The following is a 20767-nucleotide window of genomic DNA, read 5'->3' on the forward strand; positions in this document are numbered from 1 at the left end:
CGACTCAGCCGCCCCGCCGCGGCTGAGTCGCACGCCCCCTCGCCCACGCCCCGATGCCCGCGCTTGGGGCTTGTAGCCGCAGCCGCTATACTCGGCGGCATTCCGATCAGGTGCCGACACGGTCCCGCCGCACCATGGACAAGACCTACCAGCCCCACGCTATCGAAACCTCCTGGTACCAGACCTGGGAGAAGAACAACTACTTCGCCCCGCAAGGTTCCGGCGAGCCCTACACCATCATGATCCCGCCGCCGAACGTCACCGGCAGCCTGCACATGGGTCATGGCTTCAACAACGCCATCATGGACGCGCTGATCCGCTTCCGCCGCATGCAGGGTCGCAACACCCTGTGGCAGCCGGGCACCGACCACGCCGGCATCGCCACCCAGATGGTGGTGGAGCGCCAGCTGGCCGCCCAGGGCGTCGACCGCCACGACCTCGGCCGCGAGAAGTTCCTCGAGAAGGTCTGGGAGTGGAAGGAACAATCCGGCGGCACCATCACCCGCCAGATCCGTCGCCTCGGCTCTTCCGTCGACTGGTCGCGCGAGCGCTTCACCATGGACGACGGCCTCTCCGAAGCGGTCAAGGAAGCCTTCGTGCGCCTGCACGACGACGGCCTGATCTACCGCGGCAAGCGCCTGGTCAACTGGGACACCAAGTTCCACACCGCCATCTCCGACCTCGAAGTGGAAAGCCACGACGAGAAGGGCCACCTGTGGAACCTGCGCTACCCACTGGCCGACGGCCTGAAGACCGCCGACGGCAAGGACCACCTGGTGGTCGCCACCACCCGCCCGGAAACCCTTCTGGGCGACAGCGCCGTCGCCGTGCACCCGGAAGACGAGCGCTACAAGGCCCTGATCGGCCAGTTCGTCGTCCTGCCCCTGGTCGGCCGCCGCATCCCCATCGTCGCCGACGACTACTGCGACCCCGAGTTCGGCACCGGCTGCGTGAAGATCACCCCGGCCCACGACTTCAACGACTACGAAGTCGGCAAGCGCCACGACCTGCCGCTGATCAACATCTTCGACAAGAACGCCGCCGTGCTCGCCACCGCCCAGGTGTTCCACCTCGACGGCAGCGTCAACGACGCCTTCGACGGCAGCCTGCCCGCGGCCTACGCCGGCCTCGACCGCTTCGAGGCGCGCAAGCGCATCGTCGCCGACATCGAAGCCCTCGGCCTGCTGGAGAAGATCGACGACCACGCCCTCAAGGTGCCCAAGGGCGACCGTTCCGGCACCGTCATCGAACCCTGGCTGACCGACCAGTGGTACGTCTCCACCAAGCCGCTGGCCGAGAAGGCCATCGCCGTGGTCGAGAGCGGCGAGATCCAGTTCGTGCCCAAGCAGTACGAGAACATGTACTTCTCCTGGATGCGCGACATCCAGGACTGGTGCATCAGCCGCCAGCTCTGGTGGGGCCATCGCATCCCCGCCTGGTACGACGAAGCCGGCAACGTCTACGTCGGCCGCGACGAGGCCGAGGTACGCGCCAAGCACGACCTGGGCGATACCGCCCTGCGTCAGGACGATGACGTCCTCGACACCTGGTTCAGCTCGGGCCTGTGGACCTTCTCCACCCTCGGCTGGCCGGAACAGACCGACTTCCTCAAGACCTTCCACCCCACCGACGTGCTGGTCACCGGCTTCGACATCATCTTCTTCTGGGTCGCCCGGATGATCATGCTGTCCACCCACCTGACCGGGCAGATCCCGTTCAAGACCGTGTACGTCCACGGCCTGGTACGCGACGGCCAGGGCCAGAAGATGTCCAAGTCCAAGGGCAACGTCCTCGACCCGCTGGACATCGTCGACGGCATCACCCTCGACGCCCTGCTGGAGAAACGCACCAGCGGCATGATGCAGCCCAAGCTGGCCGAGAAGATCGCCAAGCAGACCCGCGCCGAGTTCCCCGAAGGCATCAACAGCTTCGGCACCGACGCCCTGCGCTTCACCTTCTGCTCGCTGGCCTCCACCGGCCGCGACATCAAGTTCGACATGGGCCGCGTCGAGGGCTACCGCAACTTCTGCAACAAGCTGTGGAACGCCGCCAACTTCGTCACCGAGAACACCGATGGCCAGGACACCGGCGTCAACGGTGAAGCCGTCGAGCTGTCCTCGGTAGACCGCTGGATCATCTCCCAGCTGCAGCGCACCGAAGCCGAAGTCACCCGCCACCTCGACGCCTTCCGCTTCGACCTGGCCACCCAGGCCCTCTACGAGTTTGTCTGGGACGAGTACTGCTCCTGGTACCTCGAGCTGGTCAAGCCGGTGCTGTGGGACGAGAACGCCCCGATCGAGCGCCAGCGTGGCACCCGCCGCACCCTGGTGCGCGTGCTGGAGGTCATCCTGCGCCTGGCCCACCCGTTCATGCCCTTCATCACCGAAGAGATCTGGCAGCGCATCAAGGGCCAGGCCGGCGTCAGCGGCGACACCCTGATGCTGCAGCCCTGGCCGGTGGCCAACGAGACCCGCATCGACGCCGCCGCCGAAGGCGACATCGAGTGGGTCAAGACCCTGATGCTCGGCGTGCGCCAGATCCGTGGCGAGATGAAGATCTCCATGGCCAAGCGCATCGACGTGGTCCTGGCCAACGCCGGCGCCGAAGACCTGCGCCGCCTCGCCGACAATGGCCCGCTGCTGAACAAGCTGGCCAAGTTCGAGTCGGTCCGCGTGCTGGCAGCCGGCGAAGAAGCGCCCATGTCCGCCACCGCCCTGGTGGGTGACATGCAGGTGCTGGTGCCCATGGCCGGCCTGATCGACAAGGAGGCCGAACTGGCTCGCCTGGACAAGGAAATCCAGCGCCTGGACGGCGAGGTGAAGCGCGTCGGTGGCAAGCTCGCCAACGAAGGCTTCGTCGCCAAGGCCCCGGCCGAAGTGCTCGACAAGGAGCGCGCCAAACTGGCCGAAGCCGAACAGGCCCTGGCCAAGCTGGCCGAGCAGCGCGAGAAGATCGCCAACCTGTAAGCCCACGAGGCCCGCCACCCGGCGGGCCTTGCTCTTTCATAGGGACGTGGAAGACATGCCCATCGAACTGCGCTTCGAATCCACCCTCGCGGTCAGCCCCGGCCAGGCCTGGAGCTGGATCACCGACGTCGACCGCCTGCGCGAGGAAATGCGCCCCTGGCTGCGCATGACCGTACCCGCCGGCATCCGCAACCTCGAAGACCTCGCCGTCCAGCCCGGCGAACCCCTGTTCACCAGCCACCTCTGGCTGTTCGGCGTGCTGCCGCTGGGCACCTCGCGACTGACCCTGCGCGAACTCACCCCCGGCGTCGGCTTCGTCGAAGAATCCCCCATGACCGGCATGCGCCTGTGGCGCCACGAACGCCGCCTGGAACACAGCGCCAGCGGCACCCGGGTCATCGACCAGCTCACCGTCGCCCCCCTGTTCGGCACCCCGCTGGTCCGGCTGTTCCTGCGCCTGTTCTTCGCCAACCGCCACCGCGTCCTGCGCCGTCGCGCGCCCTGATCCCGGAGCCCCCATGGAAACCAGCAAGACCAAGACCAGCTACTACCGCCGTCTCTACGTCGCCTGGCTGATCGACAGCGGCACCGCCGCCAGCGTCCCCGCCCTGATGGACGCCACCGGCATGCCCCGCCGCACCGCCCAGGACACCCTCGCCGCCCTCGCCGACCTGGACATCGACTGCCAGTTCCAGCAGGACGCAGGCGCCCGCAACAACGCCGGCCACTACGCAATCCGCGACTGGGGCGCCATCGACAAGACCTGGATCGCCGCCAACCTGCAGCAGATCAAGGCCACCCTCGGCTACCCCTGACAGAATCCCGCCGTAAACGGTCGTAGCCCGGGCTTCAGCCCAGGAACCCCCTCCGGTTGAAGTCAGGGCTACGGTGCAACGGCCATCCCCCATCCAGGAGCCCCGCCATGACCCCGCAACTCCTCTGGGTACTCGGCCTGCTGCTGGTGGTCGTCATCCTCTTCGTGCGCAACCGCCCGCGCATGGACGCCGTCGCCCTGCTGGCCCTGGTCGCCCTGGCGCTGAGCGGCGTGCTCAGCACCGAAGAGGCCCTGGCCGGCTTCAGCGACCCCAGCGTCGTGTTGATCGCCGCGCTGTTCATCATCGGCGACGGCCTGGTGCGCACCGGCATCGCCTACCGCCTGGGCGACGTTCTGGTGGCCCGCGCCGGCAGCAGCGAGACCCGCCTGCTGGTGCTGCTCATGCTCAGCGTCGCCGGGCTCGGCTCGGTGATGAGCTCCACCGGTGTGGTCGCCATCTTCATCCCGGTCGTGCTCGGCGTCGCCGCGCGGCTGAAGATCCCACCGGCGCGGCTGATGATGCCGCTGGCCTTCGCCGGCCTGATCAGCGGCATGCTTACCCTGGTGGCCACGCCGCCGAACATGGTGGTGCACAGCGAACTGCGCCGCGCCGGCTTCGACGGCTTCGGCTTCTTCGGCCCCACACCCATCGGCCTCGCCGTGCTGGTCCTGGGCGTGCTCTACATGCTCGCCGCCAGCCGCTGGCTCGGCCGCACAGGCGGTGACGACACCAGCACGGCGCCGCGCCTGACCCTCGCCGACCTGGCCGGCGCCTACCACCTCAGCGAGCGCGAACGGCGCCTGCGGGTGCGCGCCGACTCGCCCCTCGCGCGCCAGGCCCTCAACGAGCTGGAGCTGCGCCGCGAATACGGCATCAACGTCATCGCCGTCGAGCGCCAGCGCAAGTTCCGCACCCTGCTGCTGATGGCCACCGGCAACACCCAGCTGGAGCCCGGCGACGTGCTGCTGGTGGACCTCGCCAGCCCGGCCATCGGCCTGCTCGGCGCCTACCGCGCGCTGGGCCTGGAGCCCATGCCGCTCAACGCCTCCTACTACAGCCTGCACGCCCACCAGTTGGGCCTGGCCGAAGTCGCCCTGCCGCCGGAGTCGGAACTGCCGGGCAAGACCATCCAGGAGCTGGGCTTCCGCAGCCGCCACCGCCTCAATGTCGTCGGCCTGCGTCGCCACGGCCGTCCCCTCGAAGGCGTACTGGTGGACGAGAAGCTCAAGGGCTCCGACACCCTGCTGGTGGCGGGCGAATGGAAGGACATCCACCGCCTGCAGGCCCAGGGCCGCGACTTCCTGGTGCTGAGCCTGCCCGCCGAAGTGGACGAAGTGGCGCCCACCGCGCACAAGGCGCCCCACGCCCTGCTCAGCCTGGCGGTGATGGTGATCCTGATGGTCAGCGGCCTGGTGCCCAACGTCATGGCCGCGCTGGTGGGCTGCCTGCTGATGGGCGCCTTCCGCTGCATCGACCTGGACAGCGCCTACCGCGCCATCCACTGGCCCACCCTGATCCTCATCGTCGGCATGCTGCCCTTCGCCCACGCCCTGCAGCAGACCGGCGGCATCGACCTCGCCGTGCAGGGCCTGGTGGCGCTGCTGGGCGATGCCACGCCGCGCCTGGTGATCGCCGCGCTGTTCGTGCTCACCGCGGTGATCGGCCTGTTCATCTCCAACACCGCCACCGCCGTGCTCATGGCCCCGGTGGCCATCGCCACCGCCCAGCAGCTCGGCGTCTCGCCGCAGCCCTTCGCCATGACCGTGGCCCTGGCCGCCTCGGCCGCCTTCATGACCCCCATCTCCTCGCCGGTCAACACCCTGGTGCTCGGCCCCGGCCAGTACCGCTTCGGCGACTTCGTCAAGGTCGGCGTGCCCTTCACCCTGCTGGTGATGGCCGTCACCGTGCTGCTGGTGCCCTGGCTCCTGCCCTTCTGACCGGCCGCCCGACGGCGGCTGGCCAAACCCGGCCGGTTGTGAATAATGCGCGCCTGCCCTTCGTTCCCGGACCTCGCCATGCCCAGCAAACCGCCCAGCAAGACCGCACCGGCCAAGCCGTCCGACGGGGGCAAGGCGCCGCTGCACCCGCGCAACCGCCACCAGGGCCGCTACGATTTTCCCGCCCTGATCGCGGGCAGCCCCGAGCTGGGTGCGTTCGTCATCACCAACCCCTACGGCAAGCCGAGCATCGACTTCGCCAACCCCGAGGCGGTCAAGGTCTTCAACCGCGCGCTGCTGCAGCAGTTCTACGGCATCCGCCAGTGGGACATCCCCGCCGGCTACCTGTGCCCGCCCATCCCCGGGCGCGCCGACTACCTGCACCACCTGGCCGACCTGCTGGGCGCCGCCCATGACGGTGCGATCCCCAGGGGTCCCGGCCTGCGCGGGCTGGACATCGGCGTCGGCGCCAACTGCATCTACCCGCTGATCGGCCACCACGACTACGGCTGGCGCTTCGTCGGTGCCGACATCGACCCGCAGTCCCTGGAATCCGCCGCCGCCATCCTCGCCGCCAACCCGCAGTACGAGGGCGCCATCGAACTGCGCCGCCAGGAACACCCGCAGCACATCTTCCAGGGCCTGGTGCAGGCCGACGAGCGCTTCGACTTCACCCTGTGCAACCCGCCCTTCCACGCCTCCCTCGACGAAGCCCGCAGCGGCAGCACACGCAAGTGGAAGAACCTCGGCAAGCAGGACCCCAGCCGCACGCTGCCGGTGCTCAACTTCGGCGGCCAGTCCAACGAGCTGCATTGCGAAGGCGGTGAAGCCGCCTTCATCGCGCGCATGGCCGACGAAAGCGCCGCCTTCGGCCAGCAGGTGTTCTGGTTCAGCACCCTGGTGTCCAAGGTCGGCAACGTCACGCCGCTGCAAGAGCGCCTCAAGGCCCTCGGTGCCACCGACATCCGCGTCGTGCACATGGCCCAGGGCCAGAAGCGAAGCCGCTTCGTCGCCTGGACCTACCTGGAAAAGAACCAGCGCCGCGCCTGGCGCAAGGAACGCTGGCCCGCCTGATCCGCTCCTTCCCTGTGGGAGCGAATTCATTCGCGATGCTCTTGTAGGCGTTACCGGCCACACCGACGGTGGACCGATGAAGCGTGGTCCACCCTACGCACGGCTACGCCTCACAAGGCACCTCTCCCAACGCCTCCGGCTCATGGGTGCGCACCCTGCCCAGCAGCGCGAACACCAGCACCGCCGTCAACCCGGTCACCGCGGCCAACACCTGCAGCAGCGTGCGGAACGCCGCGTCATAGCCCGGCAGCAACGCCGCCCGGTCCACCCCCAGCATCGCCGCAGCCTGGGCCAGGTCGCCCAGGGCCGCATGGCTGGCGGCGGCGACCAGTTGCGACGGCGCCACCGCTGAAGCCGGCAGGGCCACCAGCATCAGTGCGGCCAGCAACGCGCCGACCAGGGCGATGGCCACGCCGTCGCCGGACACCCGCACGGTGTTGAAGATGCCGGTGGCCATGCCCGCCCGCTCCTTCTCCACCACGCTCACCGCCAGCCCGTCCATCAAGCCCCAGGGCAAGCCGATGCCCACGCCCACCAGCAGCATCGGCAGCACCAGGGCCTGCGGCCCGGCCACCAGCGCCTCGCTCATCCACAACAGCCCCAGCGCGTTCAGCGCCAGGCCCAGGGCCGACAGCACACCGGCGGTGAACCAGCGCGACAGCCACGCCGCCAGCATCGGCACCACCAGCAACGGCGCCGACAAGGCGATCATCAGTTGCCCGGTCTGCACGGCGCTGAGGCCATCCACACCGATGAAACGCCCCGGCAGCAGCACGATCAGCACCACGAAGGCGAAGGCGGGCGACGCCCCCAGCAACTGCACACCGGCGAACTGCGCACGACGGAACAGGCCCAGCTCCAGCATCGGCCGTGGGCTGCGCCGTTCGATCAGCACGAAGGCCACCAGCAACGCCAGGCTGCCCCACAGCGAGCCCTGCACCAGCGGGTGCGACCAGCCGTGCTCCGGCGCCAGCAGCGTGCCGCAGGTGAACAGTGTGAGCATCGCGGTAAAGCTGATCGCCCCCGGCCAATCCAGCCCCTGGGCATTGGGGTCGCGGCTCTCACGGGCACAAACGGCCACCAGCAGCGCGCCGGCGATGCCGAACAGCGCCGGCAGCAAGAACACCATGCGCCAGCCCAGGCAATCGCTCAGCAGGCCGGCCAGCAACGGGCCGAACGCCAGCCCCAGGCCGAAGGTGGTGCCCAGCACGCTGAACACCCGGGTGCGGATCGGGCCATGGAACTCCTGGGCCAGCGCCGCCATGGCCCCGGCGAAGGCGGCGGAACCCCCCAGCCCCTGGAGCACCCGCAACAGGTCGAACCACAGCACCGTGGGTGCGAAGGGAATCACCGGGGTCACCGCCGCGAACAGCGCCAGGCCCACCAGCCACACGCGCTTGCGCCCGTGGATGTCGGCCAGGCTGCCGGCGGCCATCATCGCGCTGCCGTAGGCGAGGATGTAGCCGTTGGTGATCCAGCCGAGCTCCACCGCCGAGCCGCCCAGGGCCTGGCTGATGGCCGGCAGCACCACCGCCGGGCCGGTGAAGCACAGCGGGATCAGCACCGCCGTCAGGCAGGCGGCCAGCAGCAGCCAACGGCGAGCGCCGGCGGGAAGGGATGAATCGGTCATGTCGAAGGCTCCGCAAGGAAAGTCGGAGCAGGTTATGGCGGCGGTAATTGCGGAAAAACAGGCTAGTATTCCGCACTTAACGGAAGCCTGAGTCCGCAATCGGAAGCGCCATGGAAAGCCTCAACCGCCTCGCCCTCTTCGTCCAGGTCACCGAAAGCCAGAGCTTCGTCGCCGCCGGTCGCGTGCTGGGCATCTCCGCCTCGGCGGTGGGCAAGGGCATCGCCCGCCTGGAACAGCACCTGGGCGTGCGCCTGTTCCACCGCAACACCCGCAGCATCAACCTCACGGTGGAAGGCACGCTGTTCCTCGAACGCTGCCGGCGCATCCTCGGTGAGCTGGAGGCGGCCGAGCACGAGCTGTCGCAGAACACCCAGGAGCCCAGCGGCCGCCTGCGGGTCAGCCTGCCTCTGGTGCTGGGCCTGTTCCCGGTGGTGCTGCCGGCGTTCATGCGCCGCTACCCCGGCATCGAGCTGGACCTGGATTTCAGCGACCGCCTGGTGGACGTGATCGAGGAAGGCTTCGACGTGGTGGTGCGCAGCGGCATCCCCGAGGACTCGCGCCTGCGTGCCCGCCAGCTCGGTGCCTTCCACCTGCAGCTGGTGGGCTCGCCCGAGTACTTCGCCACCCGTGGCACGCCGCGGGTGCCGGCCGACCTGGAGCAACACGCCTGCCTGCACTACAAGTTCCCCAGCACCGGCAAGCTGCAGAAATGGCCCCTGCTGCTCTCACCCGGCGAAAGCGAACCGCAGTTGCCCACCACCCTGGTGTGCAACCACGCCGACACCCTGATCCGCGTTGCCAGCGAAGGCATGGGCATCACCTGCCTGCCCGACTTCGCCATACGCGACGCCCTGGCCAGCGGCCAGTTGCAGACGGTGCTCGAAGACCGCAACCAGCACGCCGGCCACTTCCGCGCCCTCTGGCCCTGCTACAAGCAGATGCCCGCCAAGCTGCGGGTGTTCGTCGACTTCCTCGCCGAGCACCTGTTCCTCGACCAGGGCCACACCTGAACAATGCACCCACGTAGCCCGGGCTTCAGCCCGGGAAATCCCCCTCACACATCCCCGGGCTACACGGCGAAGCGTGCCTCCAGGCGGCTGTAACCCATGCCCACGCCCTTGTGCACCTTGAGCTGCACCGGGATGCGCTCCTTGAGCGCTTCGACGTGGCTGATCACGCCGATCATCTTGCCGCTGGCATTGAGCGCATCCAGGGCGTCGAGGGCCACTTCCAGGGTTTCGCCATCGAGGGTGCCGAAGCCCTCGTCGAGGAACAGCGAATCGATGCTGGTCTTGTGGCTGACCAGGTCGGAGAGCGCCAGGGCCAGGGCCAGGCTCACCAGGAAGCTCTCGCCGCCGGACAGGGTGCGGCAGTCCCGGGCGACATCGGCCTGCCAGGTGTCCACCACCTCCAGCTCCAGCTCGCCCTGGGCACGTCGGCGCAGCTGGTAGCGGCCGTGCAGGCGCTCCAGCTGCTGGTTGGCCAGGTGGATCAGGTGATCCAGGGTCAGCCCCTGGGCGAAGCGGCGGTACTTGGCGCCGTCGGCCGAGCCGATCAGGCCATTGAGCCGTTGCCAGAGGTCGCAGGCGCCTTCCTGGGCGGCGATCTCGGCGAACAGCGCCTGCTGGTTCTGCCGGCGCTGCTCGTCGCCGCTCAGTTGCCCGCGCACCTCGCCCTGGCGCTGGGCCAGTTCGCGCAACTGCAGTTGCAGCGCTTGCAGGCGTTCGTCCAGCTCGGCCAGGGCCAGCTCGGTGCGTGGCGCCGCCTGCAATTGCGCCAGGCTCTGCCGGGCCGAGGCTTCCAGGGCCTGGGCTTCGGTCCAGGCCTTTTCCAGGCGCGCCTTGAGGGCCAGTAGCTGGCTGCGCGCGTCCTCGTCCAGCAGCGCGGCCAGGTACTGCGCCTCGTCGGCGAAGGGGCTCTGCGCCAACGCCTGCTCCCAGGCACCACGCTGGGCGTCGAGCGAGGCGTGTGCGGCCTCCAGTTGCTCGACCAGGGTGTGCTCGCGCCCACCCAGCGCCTGGCTGCGCTCCTGGGCCTGCGCCAGCCGCTGCTCGGCCTGCTCCAGGGCAGTGGCGGGGTTATCCACAGCGGCCAGGGCTTCGCCATCGGGCTGCGCCAGCTCGCCCCAGCGCTGCTGCCAGCGCGTGGCGGCGCCTTCGGCGGTTTGCAGCTCGGCCAGCAGCAGGTGCTCGTCGCGCTCCAGGCGCTGCTGCAGGGCCTGGGCGTCACGCCAGGTGCGCCACTCGGCGTCGCGCTCGTCCAGCCAGCGCTCGTTGTCCTCCGGCAAGGCGTAGCCGAGCTCGCCCAGGGCCGCGCCCAACTCCGACTCCTGGCGCACCTGCTGCGCCTGGAGCTGGCCCAGTTGCTCCGCGTTCTCCGCTTCGCGGCGGCGCAAGGTGTCCTGTTCCTGCAAGGCCAGGGCATGCCCCTGGGCGGCTTCCAGTTGCAGGCGCTGCGCCTGCTCGCGCTGGACACGGGCGCCTTCGAGGGCCTGCTTGAGGCCATCCAGCTCACCCAGGCTGCGTTGCAGGGCGGCGAGCTCCGCCTGTTGCTGCGCCTGGGCCTCTGCCACCGCCGGGCCATCGACCAGGGGCCGGCCCAATGCCGCGCAGTGCTGCTGCCACTGCGCCTGCACCTGGTGCAATTCGTCCTGCAGGCGTTGCGCCTCCTGCTGCCGCTGGCGCAGTTGCGCCTCCAGCGCGGCCAGTTCGTCACGCAGGGCTTCGCCGCGCTCGCGCACCAGGTCCTGCTCGGCACGCTTGGCCTGCAACGCAGCCTGGGTGTCGGAGACATCCAGCGCTCGGTAGGCATCGATCGCCGGGTGTTCGTGGGAGCCACACAGCGGGCAGGCCTCCCCCGGCTGCAGGGCGGCGCGGTGGGCTTCCAGCTTGAGGATGCGCTGCTCCTGCTCCAGCAGCTTTTCCTTGTCCTGGATCTGTTGCTTGAGGTCGGTGAACTGCAGGCGCAGGGCATCCCGCGCCGCCACCTTCTCCGCCTGCGCGCGGCTGTCGGTTTCGATGCTGCCCCGTGCCTCGGCCAGTTGCCGCTCCAGGCGCGTGCGGGTGTCTGCCAGTTGCTGCAAGCGGGCCAACTGGTGGCCCTGGTCGCTGAGGCGCTGCCAGCGCTCACGCAGGGCGGCTTCGGATTGGCCGGCCAGCAGCGCATCGAGGGCGGCCTGGCGTTGCGCTTCGCCTTCGCGGGCGCGCTCCAGGCGTTGCTCGCTTTCGCCCAGCGCGGCTTGCAGGCTGGCGATGCGTTGCGCCAGGTGCTCCGCGTCCTGTCGTGCCTGCTGCTGGCGGGCCTGCGACTGGGCGATGGCCTGCGCCAGGTTGCGGCGCGCGCCGAGCTGCTCGCGCCAGGCGCCCAGGCGCTCGCCCAGCAGGCCGTGTTGCGGAGTGGCCGCCAGTTGCACCTCCACCTGCCGGCGCTGATCGGCCAAGGCATCGCGCCGTTCGGCAAGGGCCGTCGCCCGCTGCTGGCTGTAGCCACGCGCCTGCCACAGGCCGTCGGCCACCTCGCGCGCGGCCTGGGCCTTGTGTTCGCGCATCTGGGCCAGGGCCGTGGTGGCCTCCATGACCGCCTGCCCGGCCCGTTGCCAATCGCGGTGCTGCGGGCGCAGGCGCTCGGCCGGTTCGCTCTCGGCCAGGCGCTGCAGCTGCGGGCCGGCCTGCTCCAGCGCCTGCCGGGCGTCCTGGCCCTGCTGCGCGGCGGCGAGCTGGCGCGCCTCGGCGCCGGCCAGGGCTTCACGCCACTGGCGCTGGCGCTGCAGGCTGTCCTGCTGGCCGAGCAGTATCGCTTCACGAGCGGTGAGCTCGGCGAGTTCCTCCTGCAGCTGCAGGCGTTGCTCCTCGCCCAGCAGCTCCACCCCCTCGGCCCGCGCGCGCAGCTGGCCCAGGGCCGCTTCGGCTTCCCTGGTGCGCTGGTAGACGCGCTCGGAGACCAGCCCGTAGACCTCGGTGCCGGTCAGCTCCTCCAGCAGCTCGGCGCGCTGGTTGGCACTGGCTTCGAGGAAGGCGGCGAACCCGCCCTGGGCCAGCAGCATGGACTTGGTGAAGCGCTCGAAATCCAGCCCGGTGAGGCTTTCGGTCTGGCGCAGCTTGTCATTGATCTTGTCGGTGAGGATCTCGCCATCGGCGATGCGCGCCAGCTCCACCTTCGGCGCCTGCAGCCCGCCATCGACCTTGTCGCGGGCACGGCGCTGGCTCCAGAACGCGCGGTAGCCCACGCCCTTCACCTCGAACTCCACCTCGGCCAGGCAGTCGGCGGTGTGGCGGGTCATCAGCTCGTTGACCGTGGCCGAGACGCTGCTCATGCGCGGGGTGCGGTGATAGAGCGCCAGGCAGATGGCGTCCAGCAGCGTGGTCTTGCCGGCACCGGTGGGGCCGGTGATGGCGAACAGGCCATTGCCGGCGAAGGGCTCGCCGGTGAAGTCGATCTTCCACTCGCCCTTGAGGGAGTTGAGGTTCTTCAGGCGCAGGCTGAGGATTTTCATGCAGGAGCCGCCAGGGGATGGGAGCGGCATTCTGGCATTCTCCGCCCGCCCTTGCAGGCCTGGCGGCGATAGCGGCGATCTGCCCCGGCCTCAGCTGCGCTCGCTGCGGACCTCTTCCAGCACGCCACGGTGCAGGTCCTGCAGGCGCCGGGCCTGGTCCTCGTCCAGTTGCTCCAGCTCCAGGCGGCGTACGAACACGTCCTCGGCGCTGAGTTCGTCCAGCGTCTCGCGTGCGGCGCCCAGCAGGGCCGGGGCCAGGCCGGCACGCTCGCGGCGCAGGCGCAGCACCTCCACCGGCAGGCCTTCGCACAGCGCAGCGACGCGGCCTTGCAGGTCGCTCAGGTAGTCGTCCGTGCCCACCTGCACCTCCAGCCAGACGGGGCGCTCGGGCGTGCCCCGACGGGCCTGCTCGGCGATGGCGCCGGCCAGCTCGCCCAGGGAACCGCGCACGCTGGCCAGGGGCTGGAAACAGGGCACCGGCAAGGGCGTGACGCTGCGCAAGCCTTCCGCACCCAGTTCCACCAGCAGCACTTCCTTGGCCTGCCCGGCCTCGTCGAAGGACAGCGGGATGGGCGAGCCGCTGTAGCGGATGTGCTCCAGGCCGCCGACCTTCTGCGGCCTGTGGATATGGCCCAGGGCGATGTAGGCGGCGGGCGGGAAGGCGCTGGTGGGGAAGGCTTCCAGCGCGCCGACGTAGATTTCCCGCACCGACTCGCTGGCGCTGGCGCCGACGGTGGTCAGGTGGCCGGTGGCGAGGATCGGCAGGTGGCCGCCCAGTTCGTCGCGGCGCCGCTCGGCCAGTTCGAACAGCTGTGCGTAGTGGGCCTGGATGGCCTGCTGCAGGGACAGCTGCTTGTCCGCCGCGCTCTGCCCGGCCTGGCTCTGCAGCACGTCGCGGGCGCGCACGAAGGGAATGGCGCAGAGCACCGCGCCCGGCTCGCCGTCACGGCCGCGCAGCACCAGCACCTGGTCCTGCGGGTCGGCGGCGACGCCCGGCACCACGCGGGTGCCCAGGGCCGCCAGCAGGCCCTGGCTCTCGCCGAGCATGGCGGGCGAGTCATGGTTGCCCCCCAGCACCACCAGTTGCGCCCCGGCATCGCGCAGCTCGATGACGAAGCGGTTGTACTGCTCGCGGGCATAGCTGGGCGGCGCGCCGGTGTCGAACACATCGCCCGCCACCAGCACCGCATCCACCCGGTGCGCGTGCACCTGCTCCAGCAGCCAGGTGCAGAAGGCCTGGTGCTCGGCCTGGCGGGTCTTGCCCATGAAATGCTGGCCGAGATGCCAGTCGGAGCTGTGCAGGATGCGCATCGGGTCTGTCACTTGTCGCGGGGAACGGGAAGGCGGCCACCTTGTCACTTACCGGCACCGGGAGGCAACCGCCGCTGCGCCAGTGGCTATCCTTCCCCTCAATTCCCCGCTCCAAGGACTCCCATGCCAAGGTTCCTGAAAGACCTGAAGATCATGCTGCTGGCCAACCTCTGGACCGTGCCCGTAGTGGCCGCGCTGGTGGGCGCGGTGTTCTATTTCGTCGCCCCGCCGCCCCCCATGCATGCGACCCTGGCCACCGGCGGCGCCAACGGCGGCTACGCGCTGTTCGCCGAGAAGCTCAAGGAGGAACTGGCGCACCAGGGCTTCACCCTGGAGCTGGTGCCCAGCGGCGGCTCCCTGGACAACCTCGGCAAGCTGCAGCGCGGCGAGGTGCAGATGGCCCTGGTGCAGAGCGGCCAGGAACTGACCCTGCCGGCACGCGAGCGCGAACGCCTGCACGGCCTCGGGGTGATGTACCAGGAGCCGCTGTGGCTGTTCAAACGCAAGGACGTGGACATCGACGCCATGGGCGACCTGCTGCAGCTGCGGGTCGCCATCGGCACGCCCAACAGCGGCACCCGCGCCATCGCCGCGGCGCTGCTGCAAGCCAACCGGATCGAGCCGGAGGGCTACCCGCAGACCTGGCAGGCGTTCAGTGGCACCCGCGCCGCCGACGCGCTGATCGCCGGCGAACTGGACGCGGCCTTCTTCGTCGGCCCGGCGGAGAACGCCGTGGTGCAGCGCCTGGCCGCACGCAGCGAACTGGACCTGGTGAGCCTGCGCCGCAGCGCCGCCTACCGCGCGCGCCTGCCCTACCTGACGAAACTGGAAGTGGGCGAAGGCCTGCTCAACCTCGCCAGCAACAGCCCCTCGCGGGACATCCTCACCCTGGGCCCGGTGGCGACCCTGGTGGCCAACGACGAATTCCACCCCTCGCTGACACCGCTGATCCTCGAAGCCGCTCGCGAAGTGATGAAGAACGGCAGCCTGCTCGACCCCGCCGGCCGCTATCCCGCCGCCCAGCCGATGACCCTCTCGACGCTGGACGAGGCGACCTACTACTACAAGAACGGCCTGCCGATCCTGCAACGCTACCTGCCCTTCCGCATCGCCTCCCTGGCCGACCGCTACATCATCCTGCTGATCCCGCTGCTGGTGGTGATGTTCCCGCTGTTCAAGGCCGTGGGCCCGGTGTACCGCTGGCGCATCCGCGCACGCATCTACCGCTGGTACAAGTACCTGCGCGAGATCGACCGCAAGCTGGACGCCGGCACCCTGCGCGAGGAACTGGACGGCGAGATCGGCAGGCTGGAAGAGCTGGAGGACCAACTGGCCAAGGTGGACGTGCCGCTCTCCTACTCCAACGAGCTGTACGACCTGCACGTGCACCTGCGCTACGTGATCGAGCGGCTCCAGGCACTGAAGGCCAGGAGCCGCGATAGCGGGGCCTGAGCGGGGCCTCAGAAACGCAGTTGCAGGTAGCGCAGCGGCGCCAGCCAGACCGGCGTCGCCGGGCCGAAGGCCAGGGCTTTGGCCAGGTGCCGGCGCAGGCGCCAGTAGGAACCGTGCTCGCTGCCCTTGGCCACCGCGCGGGCGGTGCGGAAGTGCGCCACGGCAACGCCGCTGCCGCCATCCCGCGAGGCGGCGGTGAAGCCTTCCAGCAGGTGCTGCATGCAGCGGAAGAAGGGCCGTGGCTGCGCCCCCTGCAAGCGCGCCAGCCAGCCTTCCACGGCCTCCAGGTCGCCGGCCATGGCCGCATCGAAGCCCAGCCAGACCATGGCGTCGTGGTTCTGCCGGTCACGCTCCAGGGACAACCGCGACACCGCTGCCGCACGCGCATCCAGCTTGCGTGCACGCAGGCCCAGCGCCAGGTTGTCCAGGCCCCAGGCCGGTGCCTGCGGGTTCTGCTGCCAATCCGAGAGCCAGTCGAACATCAGCTCGTAGCGCCCCTGGTTGACCATCGCGTAACTGGCCATGCCCCAGATCACCCCGTCGCTGCGGATCGCCTCGCGGCTGGCCTCAAGTGCGTCCACCAGCAGCCGGTTGGCGTTCTTGCGGTTGGCCAGCAGCTCCAGCATGGCGTGCTTGCCGGCGTGCTGCGGATCGTTTTCCAGCAGGCGCAGGAAGCCCTTCCACAGCGAGCCGGGCATCCAGCGGCCGTCCTCGCGTCGCAGCCAGTACAAGGCGGCGGCGTAATGCAGGGAGCCATCGGCGACACCCGCCTCGAGGTTTTCCCACAGCAGCTTGTCCTTGTCCGGCTGGCCGAGGATCTTCAGCACGTCCGACCAGGCCTCGACCACGCCGCCGTCACGGCACAGCGGCTGCAGCACGCGACGCTTGAGCGCCTCGTCGCCCCGGGGCACGGCGAAGCGCAGGGCGCGGATCAGCACGGAGGCTTGGCTGGACGCCTCCAGCAGCCGCTCCAGCACCTCCCGCGTGGCGTCGACCGTGCCGTGCTCGAGCAGCAGGTCGAACGCGTGCAGGCCGGCGAAGGTGTAGCAGGCATCCAGTTCGTAGGCACGGAGGAAGGACGGCAGCGCCTCCTCGCCCCGGCCATCGAGCCACAGGGCGTGGCCGAGGAAGCCATGGGCGATGGCCTGCCGGGGTTCCAGGCGCACCATCTCGCGGGCCGACTCCACGTAGGCGGCATAGTCGCCGGCATCGTCCTGCCAGTCGGCCAGGGTGCGCCAGCCCTCGAAGAAGGCCGGCTGGCGCTCCAGCAGCTGGCGCAGCTCGGCCAGGGCGCTGGGCAGGTCCTGTTCTTCGCGCGTGGCGCGGGGGCCGAACAGCGCCAGTTCGGGTGGTGTCGCACCGCCCCAGCAGGGCGCCTCCAGCAGTTGGCGCAGTTCCTCGAAGCGCCCCGCGGCCAGCAACCCCTCGGCCAGCTGGGTGTTGGCGCTGCGGTGGCGCGGGCTCAACTCCAGGGCCTGGCGCAATGCCGGCTCCCTGGCCTCGAAGCCCTCTTCCTGCTCGGCCAGCGCCAGCCAGGCGTCGGCGTCGCCGGCGCGCAGGCGCGTCAGTTCGCGGGCCAGTTCCAGGGGCCGCCCGGGCGTCTCCAGGGCAGCGCTGTAGCGGCGCAGCTGGTTCCACACCCAGCCATTGCCGGGTTCCTCGCGCAGCACCCTCTCCGCCTCGATGGCACCTTCGGCCGGGTTGTCGCGCTCGCCCAGCACGTAGCCCAGGTAGGCACGCAGCTCGGTGTTGTCGGGGGTGCGGGCGAGCACGCTGCGCAGCAACTGCTCGGCCTCCTCCAGGTCGGCGCCCTCGTCCAGCAGGCTCTCGACGTAGAGGCGCACGCTGCGGGTCCACAGCGGGTTGATGCGGAAGCTCTCGCGCAGGGTCTGGCGGCACTCGGCGTACTGCTTCTGGCTGCTTTGCAGCTGGGCGCGCTCCAGGGCCAGGCGCGGCATCAGCGGGAAGCGCTCGATGGCCGATTGCAGCAGGTTCTCGGCCTGCTCCGGATGGCCCATCTCGGCCTGCTGGGCGGCGACCACCACCCACAGTTGCCAGAGGTCGGCACGCTGCCGCAGGGCCTCGCTCAACTGCTCCAGCAGCACCTGCGGCTCCAGCAGCCTGCGCGCCTGCTCCGGGTAGGCCAGCCAACCGTCGCCGAAGGTCACCTGCGCCACCAGCTGGCGGTGGATGAAGTCGAGATCGTCCAGGGCCTCGCCCTGGGTGGTGCAGGTTTCCAGCAGCATGTTGCTGGCGTAGTCGTTGTCGGCGGACCGCTCCAGCGCCTCGCGGAAGGCGGCGCGGGCGGCCTCGCGCTGGCCAGCCTGGAGCTGCACGAAGCCTCGGGTGGAATAGCTGCTGGAGCTGCGCGGGTCGGTGCGCCGGGCCTGCTCGCAGTATTCCAGGGCCTCTTCGTGGCGGCCCAGGCGCGCCAGGGTCACGGCCAGTTCGCGGATCGCCCAGGCGTACTCCGGGTGGCTGGCCAGCAGGCGCCGCAGGGCGACCTCGGCGTCTTCCAGGGAACGGCGCTGGGCACGCTCCACCGCCAGCTCGGCGATGCCGCAGTGGTGGGGAAAGCGTTCGGCCAGCGCGGTGACGTACTCGTCCACCGCCTCTTCGCCGGCGCTCTGGCGCAGCAGCTGCACCTGCATGCGGTGCAGGCTCATGTTCAGCGGGTCCAGCTCCACCGCCTCGCGGCACCAGGCCAGGGCACGCTGGGTGTCGCCATCGCTGCGCTGGCTGTGCAGCACGGCGGCGCGCAGCCAGGTGCCCCGGCGGCTCACCGGCTCGGCGCGGCGCAGCATGGCCTCGTTCAGCTCCAGCTCGCCGTGGCGACCGTAGAAGTCGGCCAGGTTGAGCAGCAGCGCCGGGTCCTGGGGCCGGCGCTCCAGGGCCTGTTCGAGGATCTGCCGGCATTGCAGCGGATCGGACAGCTCCTCGATGAATTCGCAGAGGGTCAGGGTCGGGCCGGCGGCCAGGGCGCCGAGGCGCGCCTGGCGCTGGCGCAGGAACTCCAGGCCCGCTTCGGTGCGGCCCAGGCAGCGCAGGGCGCGGAAGTACTGGCTGCTGTAGCCCTCGTTGGTGTCGTGCAGGCAGGCGGCGATGCGGTACAGCTCGCAGGCCTGCTCGCGGCTGCCTTCGTTCCAGCGCAGGCTGGCCAGCTCGTTCCAGGCCTGGGCATGCCCCGGCGCCTGGCGCAGGGCGCGGCCCAGCAGGTGGCGTGCGGTGTCCAGCTGGCTGCCGTCCTCCACCAGGAGGCTGGTGTAGCGCACCAGGATGCCGGCGTCGCTCCAGCGCGCCTGGCAATGGCCGGCCAGCCAGTCCAGCTGCTGTTCGCGGGCATGCAGGTGGGCCAGGGAGGTGGACTTGGAAAGGATCAGGTTGGCATCGTCGGGGAAGCGCTCCAGCAGTGCTTCGGTGGCCTCCAGCACCTGCGCCTCGCGGCCGTCGTACCAGCCCAGGGTGCGCTGGCCCTGGAGGGTCAGGCGGTGCCCGGGCGCCTGCTCGCGCAGGGCCTCGAAGGCGGCCAGAGCCTCTTCGCGGTCATGCACCTCCAGGGCGCTGACCAGGCGGTAGTAGAGGTCCCAGGTCGCATGCTCGGGCAGCTCCAGGCCATCCAGCCGATGGGCTTCCTCGGGGGGCAGCAGGAGCAGGCCGCGCGGCCCGGACGCGCGCTGGGTCTGGTACAGGCCTTCGGCGATGCTCTCGCCGAACTGCGCCTGGCCGGGGTCGCGGATCAGCACGGTGCCACGGGGCTCGTCGTAGCCGACCACCGCCTGCAGGTGGCCGCTGCCGGTGTACTGCAGGGACAGGGTGAAGGGCAGGCCGCGGTCGATCAGCGCGCGGCTGGTGGCCCAGTCGACGGTGAATTCGCGCACCAGCCAGCCGTTGCGCTCGGCCCAGGCGCGCTCGGCCTGGTAGGAGGTGCCGTCGTAGCAGATCTCCTCGGCCACCTCCAGGTGCGCCACGGGGCGCCCCCAGTAGGTGGAGAGCGCGGTCAGGGTGGCGGGGACGCAGGTCATGTGGTGCTGGCGGACGAAGGTGACCGGCAGCAGGACGCGACCGCCCTTCGGTTCCGCCAGGCGCTCGGCGACCATCGTGTAGAAGGGGCTCTGCGCCTCCAGGGCCAGGGCCCGGCCCTGCTCGTGGTCACCGCGCAGGCAGGCGATGTCGCAACGACGGCCGGCGTACCAGCCACGCATGCCCTTCTCCAGCAGCAGCGCCAGCTCCAGGGAGCGCTCGATCAGGCGCTCGGCCTCGTCCAGTTCCTCGCGCTCGATCAGCAGGTCGATCAGCTGCGCACAGAGCCCGGCGCTCTCCATCCGCCGGGTGGCCTCCAGCAGGCGGGTACGGGCGGCCTCCTCGCGCCCCAGCTGCAGTTCGAGCTGGGCGGCCTGCAGGGTCGCGGAGCGGAAGCCGGGGAGCATCGCCAGGGCGCCCTCGCAAAGCTCCAGCGCCTCGGCGTAGCGGTCTTCCTGTTCCAGGCTGTAGGAGCGCTCCACCAGCAGCCAGGGGTCGGCGGTGCCCAGTTGCATGGCCGCGTCGTGCAGCTCGGCGCTGCGGCCGAAGTCGCGCAGCAGCGCCCGCAGGTAGCCCTGGAACGACAGCCATTCGGCGCGCAGGCCGGGCTCCTCCGGCAGCCAGTCGGAAAAGCGCTGGAGGAATTCCCAGGCACGGTACTGGCCACGACGGGCGAGCAGGAAGCGGGCATAGCGCAGGCGCGACTCGGCGGCCTCCGGGTAGCGGCGGTGGCCGAGCCAGGCCAGGGCGTCCCCCAGGCGCGGGGCTCCCAGTTGCCCGGCGAGGCGCGAGGCCAGCACCATGGCGGCGGCACCGCGCCAGTGGCGGTAGTCGCCGAACTCGGAAGCCCGAGCATGGGCCTGGAGGAACAGGCCGCGGTCGGCCAGCGCTTCGAGGGCGCGGATGGACTCGGCGTCGACTGTGAGCAGGGGCGTATCGAGGGTCAGGCTGGACATCGGAACCATCCTTGGTCATTGCAGCGGAAATGCCGTCACTTTAGGGAGGCTCGGGCCCGGCAACAAGCGATCGGGTCACAAGGCCCCTCATCCCCTGCGAGGCTGAGGTAAACT

At 70.1% G+C, this 20767-nt stretch carries 11 protein-coding genes; 7 read left to right on the forward strand and 4 right to left on the reverse strand.

The window, feature by feature from the left end; all coding sequences use genetic code 11:
- The first annotated feature begins 134 nt into the window (after window positions 1-134).
- The 5 genes from DMX10_RS25630 (at window position 135) to rlmF (ending at window position 6792) form a co-directional block, all read left to right on the forward strand.
- Window positions 135-2966 (forward strand): valine--tRNA ligase, encoded by a 2832-nt coding sequence (locus tag DMX10_RS25630; protein ID WP_111263747.1) that lies wholly within the window; start codon window positions 135-137, stop codon window positions 2964-2966.
- A gap of 55 nt (window positions 2967-3021) precedes the next feature.
- Window positions 3022-3471 (forward strand): hypothetical protein, encoded by a 450-nt coding sequence (locus DMX10_RS25635; protein ID WP_111263748.1) that lies wholly within the window; start codon window positions 3022-3024, stop codon window positions 3469-3471.
- A gap of 13 nt (window positions 3472-3484) precedes the next feature.
- A complete protein-coding gene (locus tag DMX10_RS25640; RefSeq protein WP_111263749.1) occupies window positions 3485-3781 on the forward strand; it encodes a helix-turn-helix domain-containing protein in 297 nt (98 codons plus the stop codon).
- Between the two features lie 107 nt (window positions 3782-3888).
- Entirely contained in the window at window positions 3889-5718 is a 1830-nt protein-coding gene (locus DMX10_RS25645; protein WP_111263750.1) for an SLC13 family permease, read from the forward strand.
- A gap of 78 nt (window positions 5719-5796) precedes the next feature.
- On the forward strand, window positions 5797-6792 hold the full coding sequence (gene rlmF, locus DMX10_RS25650; RefSeq protein WP_111263751.1) for a 23S rRNA (adenine(1618)-N(6))-methyltransferase RlmF: 996 nt from the start codon (window positions 5797-5799) through the stop codon (window positions 6790-6792).
- A 103-nt stretch (window positions 6793-6895) separates the two neighbouring features.
- Here rlmF and DMX10_RS25655 read toward each other — a convergent pair whose 3' ends face one another.
- Complete coding sequence (locus DMX10_RS25655) at window positions 6896-8422, reverse strand: MFS transporter (RefSeq protein ID WP_111263752.1); 1527 nt, start codon at window positions 8420-8422, stop codon at window positions 6896-6898.
- Window positions 8423-8532: 110 nt separating this feature from the next.
- Between DMX10_RS25655 and DMX10_RS25660 the strand changes: the two genes are divergently transcribed.
- Window positions 8533-9432 carry a LysR family transcriptional regulator gene (locus DMX10_RS25660; protein ID WP_111263753.1) on the forward strand — a complete coding sequence of 300 codons (900 nt, stop codon included), beginning with the start codon at window positions 8533-8535 and terminating at the stop codon, window positions 9430-9432.
- Between the two features lie 59 nt (window positions 9433-9491).
- On the opposite strand, the gene DMX10_RS25665 is transcribed toward DMX10_RS25660, so the two are convergent.
- Both DMX10_RS25665 and sbcD read right to left on the reverse strand, forming a co-directional pair.
- Window positions 9492-12914, reverse strand: coding sequence for an AAA family ATPase (locus DMX10_RS25665; protein WP_111263754.1), 3423 nt, complete (start codon window positions 12912-12914; stop codon window positions 9492-9494).
- Between the two features lie 90 nt (window positions 12915-13004).
- Window positions 13005-14225: an exonuclease subunit SbcD gene (gene sbcD, locus DMX10_RS25670; RefSeq protein ID WP_111263755.1), complete on the reverse strand. Its 1221-nt coding sequence runs from the start codon at window positions 14223-14225 to the stop codon at window positions 13005-13007.
- Window positions 14226-14348: 123 nt separating this feature from the next.
- On the opposite strand from sbcD, the gene DMX10_RS25675 reads away from it, so the two are divergent.
- A complete protein-coding gene (locus tag DMX10_RS25675) occupies window positions 14349-15677 on the forward strand; it encodes a TAXI family TRAP transporter solute-binding subunit (RefSeq protein ID WP_111263756.1) in 1329 nt (442 codons plus the stop codon).
- Between the two features lie 8 nt (window positions 15678-15685).
- Here the strand turns inward: DMX10_RS25675 and DMX10_RS25680 are convergent, their stop codons facing one another.
- Window positions 15686-20653, reverse strand: a complete 4968-nt coding sequence (locus DMX10_RS25680; protein ID WP_158545629.1) for a tetratricopeptide repeat protein — start codon at window positions 20651-20653, stop codon at window positions 15686-15688.
- Window positions 20654-20767: the final 114 nt, after the last annotated feature.

The sequence above is a fragment of the Pseudomonas sp. 57B-090624 genome (assembly GCF_003234055.1).
Lineage (GTDB): Bacteria > Pseudomonadota > Gammaproteobacteria > Pseudomonadales > Pseudomonadaceae > Metapseudomonas > Metapseudomonas tohonis.